We start from the raw sequence: 12,865 nt of genomic DNA on the forward strand, positions 1-12,865 counted from the left end.
TTTCGGCGCTTCTCTCATGAGAGCAACTTTCATTCGAAATGCACTCATAAAAGTTGCTCTCGTGCGCCTTCCTGACTTCACATTTTCAGTCGCTGCGCGACGGCTCTAAAGTGTGAAGTTCTTTCGGCGCTTCTCTGATTCCCCTAATTCTGCTCTGCTTCTTCGTCTGCCACGATCGCAGTGCCGATGCCCTGTTTTGTGAAGATCTCCAGCAGCAGGCAGTGGGGGATTCTGCCGTCCAGTATGTGGACACGGCTGACGCCGTTTCGGACAGCGGCAGTACAGTTGTTCAGCTTCGGCAGCATGCCGCCTCCCACATATCCTCCGGAAATCAGCTCTTCGGCCTGGGCCGCGGAAATTCTGGATATGAATCCCTTCTTTTCCCTGAAATCCTTATAAATGCCTTCGATATCCGTCAGGAAAGCCAGTTTCTCCGCCTTCACAGCCCTGGCGATGGCACAGGCCGCATCGTCGGCATTGATATTATAGGTCTGAAACTGGCTGTCCAGGCCCACAGGCGCCACAATGGGCAGGAAATCTTTCTCCAGCAGATCATAGAGCACTTTGGGGTTCACTTCTGTAATCTCTCCCACAAATCCGATATCCTGTCCGTCGGAGTATTTCTTCTCCACCTGCAGAAGGCCGCCGTCCTTACCGCTGATACCCACCGCCTTTACCCCCAGCTCCTGCACCATGCTCACCAGGTCCTTGTTGACTTTATTGAGAACCATCTCCGCAATTTCCATGGTCTCCCCGTCGGTGACCCGCAGTCCGTTGACAAAAGTGGACTCCTTGCCCACTTTCCCCACCCAGCGGCTGATTTCTTTGCCGCCGCCGTGAACGATGATGGGTTTGAATCCCACCAGCTTTAAAAGTGTCACGTCCTTAATCACGTTTTTCTGCAGTTCTTCATTGCTCATGGCACTGCCACCGTATTTCACCACAATGATTTTGCGGTTGAAACGCTGGATATAGGGAAGGGCCTCTATGAGCACCTCCGCCTTCTGCAGTACCTTTTCCATATCCTTTTCCATACCTTTCAGGCTCCTCTCCTCCCGGTTATTTTGTCTGTCCGAATCCCCCTCACCGCAAATCCGCCTGTCCTAACTTCGGTAATCCGCATTGATTTTCACATAATCATAGCTCAAGTCACAGCCCCAGGCAGTAGCCTGTGCCTCTCCCATATGCATATCCACCAGAACAGTGACTTCCGGGGCAGAGAGAATCCTGGTTGCCTCCTCCTCGCTGTAATCGCAGGCTGTACCGTTCCCATAGATATGAATGCTGCCACCTGTGCTCTGGAAATAGAGGTCCACATTTTCCGGGTCGAACTGCGCTCCCGAGTATCCCAGCGCACAGAGAATTCTGCCCCAGTTGGCATCATGTCCGAAGATAGCCGCCTTGGTCAGAGAAGAACAGATCACGGACTTGGCCAGCGTCCGCGCATCTTCTCTGGATGCCGCACCGATTACCTTTGTCTCGAACAATGCCGTGGCACCCTCTCCGTCACCCGCCATTTTTCTGGCCAGATACACAGTGACAAAATGCAGTGCCTCGCAAAAACGGTCATAGTCTTCTCCTTCGGCTGTGATTTCCCGGTTCCCCGCCAGACCATTGGCCAGAATCAACAGAGTATCGTTGGTGCTGGTGTCCCCGTCCACGGATATCATATTAAAAGAATCTGCCACATCCGTGCGCAACGCTCTACGCAGCATCTCTTTGGAAATGGCTGCATCCGTGGTGAGGAATCCCAGCATGGTGCACATATTGGGATGAATCATGCCGGAGCCTTTACACATTCCGCCGATGGTCACCGTCTTGCCGTCCAGCTCTACCTCCACCGCAATCTGCTTCGGAACGGTATCCGTGGTCATAATGGCCTTCGCGGCATCCAGTCCGGCCTCCGGACCTTCCGCCTTCGCCGCCGCAAGCTTTCGTATGCCATCCGTAATCCGCTCTGTCGGAATCTGCATCCCGATCACACCGGTGGAAGCCACCAGTACGGCAGACTCCGGAATGCCCAGCAGCTCACCCGCACACCTGCTCTCCGTTTTACAGCAATCCATTCCCTGTTTTCCCGTACAGGCGTTGGCGATCCCGGAATTGATTATCACTGCCTGTACAAAAGGAGAGTTCTCCACCAGCTCCTTATCCCAGAGCACCGGCGCTGCCTTCACCACATTGGAGGTAAAGGTACCTGCCGCCGCACAGGGCCTGGTACTGTAAATCAGCGCCATGTCTCTGCGGTTCTGATATTTTATGCCGGCTTCCACACCGGCTGCCTGAAACCCCTTCGCCGCGGTCACACCGCCTTCTATTTGCTTCATATTCTTCCTCTTTTCCTGTTCTGTTATGTATTTATCGCCCTTTTGGGTCATAAGCTGATGCTTTTTTGTTAAGGGAGCTATTGATTGAACGCCGTGATATTTGCCTCATTCAGCGTAAAGTCATAATAGTTCAGGTCCTCCCGCCTGGTCCAGCCAATGCGCTTCCAGAATGCATTTCCCACATCGTTCACCGTAAAGGCAATCAGGCTGACTTTATTGATTTTCTCATCCTTCAGCGCATTCATACAGTAGACTACCATGGCTCTGCCGATACCTTTTCTGCGCCAGTCCTCCCGGACACACACATGATACAGACAGCCTCTCCTGCCGTCATGTCCGCAGAGAATTCCGCCTACAATAATCCCATCTTCATCCACTGCCACCACACTGGTATCAGGATTGCGCCTGAGAAACCGTTCCACACCCTCCCTGGAATCGTCAATGCTCCGCATGCCGAATCCTTTTATAGTCTTCCACAACGTGTACAGCCCCTCATAATCGTCTGCCACCATAGCTCTGATTGTAAATGTTCCGGTATTCATATTTTCCGTCCTGTTTTCTGTAATCTTCATGTAAAATCAATATCAAATCTGGTCCCATTATGAAAAAGTACGCCGTCCGTCAGCTGTATGCGGAGAAGACAGGTATTCGGATCGTCTTCATTTGTATGACCGTTATCATACCACTCGGCAAAAGCAGCCCTCACTTTGGACATGATTTCCGCGTTGCGCTCATCCTTCACATGTCCCAGATTCTCACCGGTGCCGTGAGCCGTAAACCACTCGCCGCAGACAGCCACGGCCGGATTCCCCGCAATTTGTCTCATTTTGTTGGAAAGCGCATATGTAACTACATAAAATGCGCCTTTCTCGTAATAAGCATCCACAATCCGCACAGAGGGCATTCCCTCTTCCACAGTGGCCACGGACAGCAATGTATCGCAGCCAAACCTTTCATCCATGATCTGCGCCGTTTTTTCAGTTAATTTTTCTCCCATTTTTTCTCCTTATCTGAGTTCTGCAGTCTCCCTCCGACACCCTAAATCCCTGCTGTTATCTGAGCTCCCCCCTGTCATTCAGGGAAAGCATGGCACCAGTTCCAGTCCTTCGCTCTCTTTCAGTCCGAACAGCAGGTTCATATTCTGCACTGCCTGGCCCGCTGCCCCTTTCACCAGATTATCCAGGGCGCCCATCATAATAATGCGGCCGGTTCTCTCATCAATCACAAAACCAATGTCCACATAATTGCTGCCCTCCACCCATCTGGTCTCAGGACAAATCCCTTTGTCAAGCACGCGGATAAATTTCTCTGTGTCATAGTACCTGTCGTAGACAGCTTTTATCTCCTCGTAAGAAGGTAGAGTACCGTCAGCCTTCTTATTCAATTTCGCATATTCCGTCACCAGAATTCCTCTGTTCATCGGCACCAGATGAGGGGTAAAATTAATGGTCACATTACAGTTCCCCGCATAGCCCAGCTGCTCCTCAATCTCCGGTGTATGGCGATGGCCGGCCACCCCATATGCCTTGATATTCTCATTCACTTCACAGAAAAGATTCTGCACTTTCGCTCCGCGGCCCGCTCCGGAGGTTCCCGATTTCGCATCAATAATTAATGTATCCGTATCAATCAGTCCCTCCCTGACCAGCGGATACGCCGTCAGGATAGAGCAGGTGGTATAACAGCCCGGATTCGCCACCAGCCTGGTGCGCTCCGTAATCTTCTCCCGGTTTATTTCACACAGGCCATACACTGCCTCCCCAATAAACTGCGGTGACTTATGCTCAATGCCGTACCATTTCTCGTATACAGACACATCCTTTATGCGGTAATCCGCAGATAAATCCACAATTTTTGTCTTCTCCAGAATCTCTTCTGTCAACATTCCCGCCAGAAATCCCTGGGGTGTGGCCGTAAAAATCACATCCGCCTGCTGCGCCAGCTCCGACAGATTATCGTCCCTGCACACATTCTCCACTATCCGGAACATGTTCCCATAAACTTCGGCATATTTTCTGTCAATATGACTGTGGGAACCATACCAGACGATTTCCGTCTCCCTGTGATTCATTAAGATTCTCACAAGCTCAGCGCCGGCATAGCCTGTAGCACCGATAATTCCTGCCTTTATCATGTCTGCTCCCTTCCGCACTTTTTAAGTGTACCTTTTGTAATCATACCACTTTTTGTATAAATGTCCACTACTTTTTTATTTTTATGCAGCTTATATTTTATAAATGAATATTTATTCACTCTCTTCTGTTCTATTCTCACCGCAGTCCAAAGCCGCGCCCCGAACTTCTCCCAGGTAATCCCCATAGAGAGATTTCCAGTCCTCTTCCAGCCAGTATTTCGAACCGTCCCTCAGTCTTCCGATGAATCTGTGCTGGAACATTTCTCTCCGGATTAATTCTATATCTGTAAATACAATGGAATTCCTGATAATTTCGTTTACTTCTTTTTCCGTATATTTTACGGATAGCTCAAACTTTTCCGCAATCTTCGAAAGCGCCAGTATCCTCTTTACTCCTGCTTTCCCTGATAAAAACTGAAAAGCTCCACGGATTGCATTATACAGTATCCGAATATACATTTCAAGGCATGAGACACAGAAGATTGCACGCTTTGTGACAGTGATATGAAATTATGACAATTGCAACCGGAATAACAGACTATTATGATGAAAGCAGAACAACTTGAGGAGCCTGCTTATGTATAAAATGAAAAAGAAATTTCGTTTTCCATCTGACAAGGGAAGAAATTATTACTGTATTCTTTTTGAGGGTCTGTTCAATACGCTGGGCACAGATGTTCTCGGAATGACCACTATTGTGCCCCTTTTTCTGGCAGAATTTGGCGCAAGCCTGACACTGATTGGTTCTCTCTCCAGCATGCAGAGCATTTTGCATGGAATTACCCCTCTTCTGGCAGGAGGCTTTATCGCCGCGGCAGTGAGCAAGAAGTCGCTCTCTCTGCTTTTAAACGGAATTTCCCGCGGCGCCATTCTTCTGATTCCGTTTCTGCTCCTTCTGCGCTTTCCGGATTCCGTCATCGTCGGAGCATTCTTTATGGTCATGCTCCTTTATTTTTGTTTCCAGTCCATGAGCGGCATTATCTGGAATCATCTGCTCGGGGACTGTGTGACCGGCAGACAGCGGGGGCAGCTGGTAGGGACACTTTTTGCCATATCCGGCTTCATCACCTTTATATCCAGCAATCTCGTCAAAATCATCCGGGATTCTCCTGAGCTGGATCGCTGGACAAAATACGGCATTATCTTCGGTCTTGCCGGTATTCTTCTGACTTCCTCGGTTCTGTGCTTTATTCCGCTCAGAGAAGAACCTGTGGGAGCAAGTCCCAAAGAGGAGCGCAATGTGAAGGTCTACCTGAGTGAACTTTTCCGCTGCTTCCGCAACCGGGATTTTAACTGGCTTTTGATAACGAATTGTCTCTCCCATACTTCCTCCATGATCAATACCTTCATTTATCTCTATGCCCAGAATTTCCTCAGGCTGCCTTCCACCCAGGTATCCACACTTCTGGTCATTCAGACCCTGGGGGTGATAGCAGGCGGATTTTCCACCGGACGGGTTTCTTCCCGGTTCGGCTGTAAACGTATGCTGATTTTTGCGGAATCCCTGGGACTTCTCGTACCGGTCTGCAGCCTGACAGCCATGCACACACAGTTTCCCTTTTTTACCATGTGTGCCGGCGGAAATGTCTTCGCAGTCAGACCTGTCTATGTCGTCCAGATACTGGTCATTGTCCTGACTCTGGTTTCCGCGTCCCGGCTGAGACTGATCGTCTACCCTGAAACACAGACAAAATAGAAAGGAGAACTTATGAAATGCGCCCAGATGAAATATGACACCCTGGCAGAAGTCGTTGCTCCATTTTTACATTGGTTTGAAATATTCTTTCATTCCGTCCGACATAATGATTTCTCCGTCAGCCAGCACAAAAAGCACTTCCGCGTCATATGCCGCCGCCAGCGCCATTCCTTTCTCCGGCCCCAGAATAAAACAGGCTGTGGAAAGACCGTCACCGGAAAAACCATCCTGTGACAAAATGCTCACACCGCGGACGCTGCTGACGGAGGGACAACCTGTTGCCGGGTCCAGAATATGGTGATAGCGCACACCGTCCACTTCCACATACCGCTCATAATCTCCAGAAGTGGAAATGCACCACTGCCCCTCCAGACTCAGTATTCCTATATTGGACGACGTGTCAAAAGGATTGACAATTCCCACTTTCCAGACGCTGCCGTCCGGTTTGCTCCCCCAAGTCAGGATGCTTCCTCCCAGGGAAATCACTGCCCCGCTTATTTCCGTCTGTTTTTCCAGCAGCTCACAGATCCGCGACAGCGCAACTCCCTTTCCCACAGCGCCCAAATCAAGCTGCATTCCCTCCGGCAGGAAAATGCGCGCTGAATCTTTCTCCAGTCTGAGTCTGTCGCTTCCGCACAGACTCACCGCTTCCCGTATGGCCTCCGAAGAGGGCGGCTGGAAATTCTCTCCCTCCCCTTCCGCCGCCCATCTGTCAATATTCCAAAGTCTGCTTACCGGTCCCAGCGTCACGTCAAAAGCGCCTTCCGCTTTCTCATACAGTTCCACACAGCTTTGCAGCAGCTGCGCCATTTCTTCGGATAAAGTACAGCCTTCCTCATTTCCCGCCGAAGCGTTTATCCGATACACTTCCGAAGATTCCATCCGCCAGGACAGCTCCCCGCTCTCCAATTCTGCCAGAAGCGTCATTACCTCCTCCGAAAAAGCTTCTGCAGTGCCTTCGGTCCCATAGATCGTCTGCCGAATCACTGTTCCCATGGCAGTATCCACGTATTGCCATGCCGCAGTCTTCCCGTTGTCTTTGTCGCTGTCTGAACTGTCCTCCTGTCCTTCAGCTGTGTCGCCTCCCTCCATTCCGGACAAGTGTCTGTCTCCTCCGGCCCCGCAGCCGCAGCAGGAAAACACTGCCAGCCACAGTACCAGTACCGTGGCTGATTTCAAAAATCTCTTCATTTTTTCTTTCCTTTTTGTTATACTGTTTCCAATCGTAACAGTTCAGTGACCTGAACGGACTGTCATCCGCAGTCAGGTTCCGCATAGCCGGCTTCCTGATTTTGCCTGAATCAGCAGAAAGGTGTCCCGATGAACAAATATCCATCCTGGAAAAAAGCTGCCGCAGCCATCACAGTCTTCCTACTTGTTCTGTGCCTGGCAAGCCTTTCCGCCCTGCTGCGTCCTCCGGAAAGCAATACGCGCTATATTGCAGATATTTTTCAAAACGGAAATCGGCTTATGAGTATTCCGTTAGATAATCACACAGAACCTGATACTTTTACCATAACAGGAGAAAATGGCTGCGTCAATGAAATTGAAGTCCGCCCGGACAGTATCGGCATCATCTCCGCCGACTGCCCGGATAAGCTCTGCGTGGGTCAGGGTTTTATCCAAAATTCCGGCCTGCCCATTACCTGCCTGCCAAATCGACTTGTGATTATGCTGCGCCCTGCGGATAATTCCGAAGGCAGCTCCGCAGATACTTCTGCCGTCCCCGATGCTGTCAGTTATTGAAGAAATCACATACTAAAGGAGCTGTTATGTCCCGGAAAACGTCCATGCCCGTAAAAAAAGTTACCTTCCTGGCACTTTTCACCACATTGTCTCTCGCCGTCTATGCCATTGAAAGCGCCATTCCGCCCCTGGCACCCATTCCAGGTATCAAGCCGGGACTTGCTAACATTGTCACTCTGATTCTGCTGCGGCACTTCTCTGTGAAGGATGCCATCGTTGTACTGCTGTCCAGAATCCTGCTGTCCGCCCTGCTCTTCGGCCAGGCCCTCTCTCTGCTCTACAGCCTGTCCGGCGGCCTGCTCAGCCTGCTGGTAATGGCTCTGGTCATGAGACTGTTGCAGAAAAACCTGGTCTTCCTCACAGGCGCCATGGGCGGCCTGACACACAATATGGGGCAGCTGGCTCTGGCTTTTGCCGTCACCTCCACCAAAGGCGTGTTCTCCTATGGGCCTTTCCTGATTTTAAGCGGAATTCTCACCGGTTTATTCACCGGTTTCTGCGCAGGCTTCCTGGGAAAATACCTGCCCTCCCAACGTTCCGCCTGATGAAAAACTCTCCCTACGGACCGTCACAGCGGACCTTTCTCCAGTTCCTGTAAGAGCTCCCGCATGGCCTTTCCCGTGGCCGGATGCCGAAAATACGGTGCGATGGCAGTCATAGGTTCCAGTACAAAACGCCGATTCTCCAGATCAGGGTGGGGAATCACCAGGTCTTCTCTGTCCATCAGAAGTCTGTCATAGAATAAGATATCCAGATCCAGTGTCCTGGGCCCCCACCGCAGCGTTCTCTCTCTGCCGGCAGCATTTTCAATCTCATGGAGAGCTTCCAGAAGCTGCTCCGGATTTAAAAGTGTCTCTATCTCCGCCACACTGTTCAGAAAATCTTCCTGCTTCACACCTCCATAAGGCTCTGTGACAATACAGTCAGAAACTTTTTTCAGCACAATCTGCGGATGCTCCTTCAGCGCTTTCAGAGCTCCGGACAGATACGCTTCCCGATCTCCCATGTTGGACCCCAACGCAATATATGCCCGGTGCCAGCTTCGATGTACCTTCACAGATATCATCTCAAAAGGTAAGCGCACCGGCGCATGAGGCTTCTGAATCTCCAGGTCAACGGCAGAAACCATTCTGTAACGCAGCAACAGCGCATTTGCCATCCTCTCCGCCACAGCTTCCAGCAGTCTGCAGGTATTCTGCCGCATCCAGTCATTCATAAACCGGCACACATTTCCATAGTCTGTCGTATATTCCAGTTCGTCACTGACTCCGGCCACATGTGTATCCATATACAAAACAGCGTTCACATAGAATGTCTGCCCGTTCGTCCTCTCTTCCTCATATGCGCCGTGATGTGCATAAATTTCCAGTCCGTCGATATGAATTTCATCTTCTGCCCATTCTGAAAACATAAACTCTTCCTCATTTTTATTCTTTCTAATATTCATGGATCCGCATCAGTTCATTCTGTCTTCCTGCATATGAATAATGGCCTCCGCCATTTTTATGGCTCTCACATTCTCTCTCACATCATGCACCCGCACAAACATACAGCCGGAAAGCACCGCCATGACCGTAGTCGTCAGCGTACCTTCCAGTCTCTGTTCCACGGGAAGGTCAAGTGTCAGACCGATCACAGATTTCCGACTGCATCCTAAAAGCAAAGGACAGTGAAGCTGCTTCAGCTCCTCCAGTCTCCGAATCACTTCCAGATTCTGTTCATAGGTTTTACCAAAACCGACGCCAGGATCCAGTATGATTTTTTCTTCCGGAATACCAGCCTTTTTTGCCAGATGCAAAGTCTCCTGCAAATCCGAGATCACCTCCGGCAGAAAGGTTTTGTAATCTGCCTCTCTCCGGTTATGCATCAGACAGCAGGGCAGTCCGCTCTCGGCTATTATTTCCCCCATGCGGGAATCATATTTCAGTCCCCATATGTCATTCATCAGGTCTGCCCCGGCTGCAATACCCGCCAGCGCCACTCCCGGCTTATAGGTATCCAGGGAAACCGGAATGTCAAAAGCCGCCTTCACCGCCTCTATTATGGGAACTGCCCTCCGGATTTCTTCCTCTTCCGGCAGAACAGTGTAGCCCGGACGAGTGGACTCGCCTCCGATGTCAATGATATCGGCTCCCGCCTCAATCATTTCCTCCACATGTCGAAGCGCCCTGTCTGTGTCGTTCCACTTTCCGCCATCCGAAAAAGAATCCGGCGTCATATTTAAAATTCCCATTACATAAGTATGTCCTGAAGTCTGAAATTCTTTCTTTCCGATAAGCATCTGCTCTCTCCGTTTCTTATTTCTCCTGTACTGCTGTTACATTTTCTGTTGACAGATACCGGCTGATACCGCCGCCCTTCCAGTCTGATCGGGGAACTCAGTCCCATCCCCCACTCACATCTGCAGCATCCGGAAAAAACGCTCCTGCAGCCCGCTGTCTCCCTCGAAGGCCCCTCTCACAGCCATGCTCACCGTTCTGCTGCCCGGTTTCTTCACCCCTCGCATGGTCATGCACATATGCTCCGCCTCCAGAACCACCATCACGCCCCGGGGACTCAGATGTTCCATAACCGCATCCGCAATCTGTCCCGTCATCCTCTCCTGCAGCTGCAGTCTCCTGGCATAAATCTCCACCGTTCTGGCCAGCTTGCTCAGCCCCAGCACCTTTCCGTCCGGAATATATGCTATATGCGCCTTTCCGTAAAAAGGCATCATATGGTGTTCACACATGGAGTAGAAGACAATATCCTTTTCCAGAACCATCTCGCTGTCACCCACGGCAAATACCTTTGCCAGCGGTTCCGCCGCATCCGCATCCATACCGGAGAAGATTTCCCCGTACATTCTGGCGACTCTGTCCGGCGTCTCAGCCAGTCCCTCTCTGCCCGGGTCCTCTCCGATTCCCTCCAGCAAAAGCGCCACTGCTTTTCTGATTTTTTCCTGATCTATCATTTCCGTCCGTTTCCTTTCCCCGCCATATTATCGACTATCTTCATCAGTCTTCCCAGAAAAGAAAGAGAGCCGAAAGCGACAATGACATCTTCCTTCCCCGCCAGCAGACAGCTCATTTCCACTGCCTCCTCCAGGCTGTCAGCCGCCGTCACACCTGCATGTACTTTGGCCACCTCCCCGGCCAGCAGATATGCCGGCAGCGCTCTGGGTTCATCCGGTGTGGTTATCGTGATAATCTGATCGGCCAGAAAATGAGTCCGGGCAATTACTTTTTCATATTCCTTATCCTTCAGCATACCCATGATGTAAATCATTCTCCTGCCGGGAAAATATGCCTTCAGAGACTCCGCCAGCTTTCCTGCCGCGTCCTCATTATGTGCGCCGTCCACAATAAAATAAGGCTTCCGCCCAATTACCGTAAATCTTCCCGGCCATCGGGTCTCCGCCATACCTTTGCGCTCTTTTTCCTCCGTCACCGGCAACCCTTTCTCCCGAAGGACTTCCAGCACCTCCAGCGCCACTGCGGCATTTTCTATCTGATGCTTTCCTGCCAGAGAAATCTCAAATTTCACACCGCGGTATGTAAGCTTTTGCTTTTCCAGGCCATAATGTACCCGGGAAATATTGGCCGCCTCCGCAACATGCAGCGGGCAGCCCGCCTCCGCAGCTTTCTGTGAAATTATTCTCATGACTTCAGGTTCCTGTACCGCGGTAATCACATCACAGCCCTTTTTGATGATTCCCGCCTTCTGAACTGCGATTTCCTCCAGTGAGTCGCCCAGGTAGCTCATATGGTCCCTGCTGATGGAAGTCAGCACTGCCGCACAGGTATTCTCCACCACATTTGTGGCGTCCAGCAGACCTCCCATTCCCGTTTCCAGCACCACAATATCACAGCGTTTTTGCTGAAAATACCAGAATCCCAGCGCTGTCTCCATCTCAAAAGGTGTCGGGTGTGTCATCCCCTCCTGCTGCATCTCCCCGCAGGCCTTTTGGATCAGTTCCATACCCTCGCAGAGAGCGCTCTTTGTAATCGGTCTGTCGTTTATCTGAATACGTTCTCTGTATTCGAAAAGAACCGGAGAAAGAAATCTTCCGACTCTGTAACCGCCCTGTCTCAACACCGATGCCAGATATGCGGACACGGATCCCTTTCCGTTTGTACCCGCAACGTGCACAAACCGCAATTCCTTCTGCGGATTGCCCATTTTCCCGCAAAGTGCCCGTATATTGTCCAGCCCGGGCACGATACCGTATTTCCCGGCCTGTTCTATATATTCAAATACTTCCCTGATATTCATCTGCCCTACCTGTATTCCGTCTGTTTCCATATGCTGTGTTATCAATTCAAATCATTTAATACCTGGATCCGCAGCTTGCCTGTATTTGCTTTTAAACTTCATTTCAGCCATTCTCATAATTTTATATTCCTCCGGTTATACTATAAAATGTCACGCTAAAGCGTCATAACAGTTCGGGGCCCTGTCGAACTGTTATAAGAGTGCATTCACGCACATCCCGAAGGAGAATCATTATGAGGCAGACTCTTACCCTTTTTCTGAAAAATTTCCTGAAATGCGGCCTGGCCGGCTGGTGTATGGAAATCAGCTTCACAGCTCTGGACTCCCTGCGCCGCAGGGATATGACTCTGAAAGGCTGCACTTCCCTCTGGATGTTCCCTATCTATGGCTGTGCCGCTCTTTTTACACCGCTCAGCCGCCTTCTTTGCCGGAAATCCGCCCGGGTACGAGGCCTGGCCTATGCCGGTCTGATTTTCGCGGGAGAATATCTCACAGGCCGTCTCCTCTCAAAACACAGAGTCTGTCCCTGGGATTATAGCCGCAGCCGCTGGAACATAGGCCGCATCATCCGCCTGGATTTTATTCCCTGTTGGATTCTCGCCGGGCTGCTGTTCGAAAAGCTGCTCTCTTCCGAATCCGGAAAGCAGCAGGTAACGGAGCCTCATATTGATTTATCTGCATGACAGCTCTGCGTCTTCCTGCTGCAAA

The 12,865-nt window shown here is 50.7% G+C and carries 15 protein-coding genes; 4 read left to right on the plus strand and 11 right to left on the minus strand.

Going from position 1 to position 12,865, the window contains the following annotated elements; all coding sequences use genetic code 11:
* Positions 1-143 precede the first annotated feature (143 nt).
* The 6 genes from argB to NSB25_RS10230 form a co-directional block, all read right to left on the minus strand.
* A complete protein-coding gene (gene argB / locus NSB25_RS10205; protein ID WP_103239444.1) occupies positions 144-1,034 on the minus strand; it encodes an acetylglutamate kinase in 891 nt (296 codons plus the stop codon).
* A gap of 69 nt (positions 1,035-1,103) precedes the next feature.
* The gene (gene argJ, locus NSB25_RS10210; protein ID WP_103239519.1) at positions 1,104-2,327 is read right to left on the minus strand and encodes a bifunctional ornithine acetyltransferase/N-acetylglutamate synthase; all 1,224 of its coding nucleotides are present in this window, start codon (positions 2,325-2,327) and stop codon (positions 1,104-1,106) included.
* 77 nt (positions 2,328-2,404) lie between these two features.
* Positions 2,405-2,869: a GNAT family N-acetyltransferase gene (locus NSB25_RS10215; protein WP_103239518.1), complete on the minus strand. Its 465-nt coding sequence runs from the start codon at positions 2,867-2,869 to the stop codon at positions 2,405-2,407.
* Between the two features lie 26 nt (positions 2,870-2,895).
* Positions 2,896-3,324, minus strand: coding sequence for a pyridoxamine 5'-phosphate oxidase family protein (locus tag NSB25_RS10220; protein WP_103239443.1), 429 nt, complete (start codon positions 3,322-3,324; stop codon positions 2,896-2,898).
* A 78-nt stretch (positions 3,325-3,402) separates the two neighbouring features.
* A complete protein-coding gene (gene argC, locus NSB25_RS10225) occupies positions 3,403-4,461 on the minus strand; it encodes an N-acetyl-gamma-glutamyl-phosphate reductase (RefSeq protein ID WP_103239442.1) in 1,059 nt (352 codons plus the stop codon).
* 111 nt (positions 4,462-4,572) lie between these two features.
* Positions 4,573-4,920 (minus strand): DUF2087 domain-containing protein, encoded by a 348-nt coding sequence (locus NSB25_RS10230; protein ID WP_103239441.1) that lies wholly within the window; start codon positions 4,918-4,920, stop codon positions 4,573-4,575.
* Positions 4,921-5,038: 118 nt separating this feature from the next.
* Here NSB25_RS10230 and NSB25_RS10235 point away from each other — a divergent pair, with 118 nt between their 5' ends.
* Complete coding sequence (locus NSB25_RS10235) at positions 5,039-6,157, plus strand: MFS transporter (protein ID WP_103239440.1); 1,119 nt, start codon at positions 5,039-5,041, stop codon at positions 6,155-6,157.
* Positions 6,158-6,223: 66 nt separating this feature from the next.
* On the opposite strand, the gene NSB25_RS10240 is transcribed toward NSB25_RS10235, so the two are convergent.
* A complete protein-coding gene (locus NSB25_RS10240) occupies positions 6,224-7,348 on the minus strand; it encodes an FAD:protein FMN transferase (protein ID WP_103239439.1) in 1,125 nt (374 codons plus the stop codon).
* Between the two features lie 129 nt (positions 7,349-7,477).
* Between NSB25_RS10240 and NSB25_RS10245 the strand changes: the two genes are divergently transcribed.
* Both NSB25_RS10245 and NSB25_RS10250 read left to right on the plus strand, forming a co-directional pair.
* On the plus strand, positions 7,478-7,903 hold the full coding sequence (locus tag NSB25_RS10245; protein ID WP_103239438.1) for a NusG domain II-containing protein: 426 nt from the start codon (positions 7,478-7,480) through the stop codon (positions 7,901-7,903).
* A gap of 26 nt (positions 7,904-7,929) precedes the next feature.
* The gene (locus NSB25_RS10250; protein ID WP_103239437.1) at positions 7,930-8,448 is read left to right on the plus strand and encodes a Gx transporter family protein; all 519 of its coding nucleotides are present in this window, start codon (positions 7,930-7,932) and stop codon (positions 8,446-8,448) included.
* Positions 8,449-8,471: 23 nt separating this feature from the next.
* Here the strand turns inward: NSB25_RS10250 and folK are convergent, their stop codons facing one another.
* The 4 genes from folK to NSB25_RS10270 form a co-directional block, all read right to left on the minus strand.
* Positions 8,472-9,314, minus strand: coding sequence for a 2-amino-4-hydroxy-6-hydroxymethyldihydropteridine diphosphokinase (gene folK / locus NSB25_RS10255; protein ID WP_103239517.1), 843 nt, complete (start codon positions 9,312-9,314; stop codon positions 8,472-8,474).
* 45 nt (positions 9,315-9,359) lie between these two features.
* A complete protein-coding gene (folP, locus tag NSB25_RS10260) occupies positions 9,360-10,184 on the minus strand; it encodes a dihydropteroate synthase (protein WP_103239436.1) in 825 nt (274 codons plus the stop codon).
* Positions 10,185-10,298: 114 nt separating this feature from the next.
* Positions 10,299-10,856, minus strand: a complete 558-nt coding sequence (gene folE / locus NSB25_RS10265) for a GTP cyclohydrolase I FolE (RefSeq protein ID WP_103239435.1) — start codon at positions 10,854-10,856, stop codon at positions 10,299-10,301.
* Positions 10,853-12,157, minus strand: a complete 1,305-nt coding sequence (locus NSB25_RS10270) for a bifunctional folylpolyglutamate synthase/dihydrofolate synthase (RefSeq protein WP_103239516.1) — start codon at positions 12,155-12,157, stop codon at positions 10,853-10,855. Before NSB25_RS10270 ends, folE begins: the two co-directional genes overlap by 4 nt.
* Before the next feature lie 233 nt (positions 12,158-12,390).
* Here NSB25_RS10270 and NSB25_RS10275 point away from each other — a divergent pair, with 233 nt between their 5' ends.
* On the plus strand, positions 12,391-12,840 hold the full coding sequence (locus NSB25_RS10275) for a putative ABC transporter permease (protein WP_103239434.1): 450 nt from the start codon (positions 12,391-12,393) through the stop codon (positions 12,838-12,840).
* Positions 12,841-12,865: the final 25 nt, after the last annotated feature.

Source organism: Acetatifactor muris (genome assembly GCF_024623325.1).
GTDB classification, from domain to species: domain Bacteria; phylum Bacillota; class Clostridia; order Lachnospirales; family Lachnospiraceae; genus Acetatifactor; species Acetatifactor muris.

What these genes read in the sequence shown, in the direction of transcription:
- argB (WP_103239444.1), bottom strand. Translation starts at nt 1,034, where the DNA reads ATGGAAAAGGATATGGAAAAGGTACTGCAGAAGGCGGAGGTGCTCATA.
- argJ (WP_103239519.1), bottom strand. Translation starts at nt 2,327, where the DNA reads ATGAAGCAAATAGAAGGCGGTGTGACCGCGGCGAAGGGGTTTCAGGCA.
- NSB25_RS10215 (WP_103239518.1), bottom strand. Translation starts at nt 2,869, where the DNA reads ATGAATACCGGAACATTTACAATCAGAGCTATGGTGGCAGACGATTAT.
- NSB25_RS10220 (WP_103239443.1), bottom strand. Translation starts at nt 3,324, where the DNA reads ATGGGAGAAAAATTAACTGAAAAAACGGCGCAGATCATGGATGAAAGG.
- argC (WP_103239442.1), bottom strand. Translation starts at nt 4,461, where the DNA reads ATGATAAAGGCAGGAATTATCGGTGCTACAGGCTATGCCGGCGCTGAG.
- NSB25_RS10230 (WP_103239441.1), bottom strand. Translation starts at nt 4,920, where the DNA reads ATGTATATTCGGATACTGTATAATGCAATCCGTGGAGCTTTTCAGTTT.
- NSB25_RS10235 (WP_103239440.1), top strand. Translation starts at nt 5,039, where the DNA reads ATGTATAAAATGAAAAAGAAATTTCGTTTTCCATCTGACAAGGGAAGA.
- NSB25_RS10240 (WP_103239439.1), bottom strand. Translation starts at nt 7,348, where the DNA reads ATGAAGAGATTTTTGAAATCAGCCACGGTACTGGTACTGTGGCTGGCA.
- NSB25_RS10245 (WP_103239438.1), top strand. Translation starts at nt 7,478, where the DNA reads ATGAACAAATATCCATCCTGGAAAAAAGCTGCCGCAGCCATCACAGTC.
- NSB25_RS10250 (WP_103239437.1), top strand. Translation starts at nt 7,930, where the DNA reads ATGTCCCGGAAAACGTCCATGCCCGTAAAAAAAGTTACCTTCCTGGCA.
- folK (WP_103239517.1), bottom strand. Translation starts at nt 9,314, where the DNA reads ATGTTTTCAGAATGGGCAGAAGATGAAATTCATATCGACGGACTGGAA.
- folP (WP_103239436.1), bottom strand. Translation starts at nt 10,184, where the DNA reads ATGCTTATCGGAAAGAAAGAATTTCAGACTTCAGGACATACTTATGTA.
- folE (WP_103239435.1), bottom strand. Translation starts at nt 10,856, where the DNA reads ATGATAGATCAGGAAAAAATCAGAAAAGCAGTGGCGCTTTTGCTGGAG.
- NSB25_RS10270 (WP_103239516.1), bottom strand. Translation starts at nt 12,157, where the DNA reads ATGAATATCAGGGAAGTATTTGAATATATAGAACAGGCCGGGAAATAC.
- NSB25_RS10275 (WP_103239434.1), top strand. Translation starts at nt 12,391, where the DNA reads ATGAGGCAGACTCTTACCCTTTTTCTGAAAAATTTCCTGAAATGCGGC.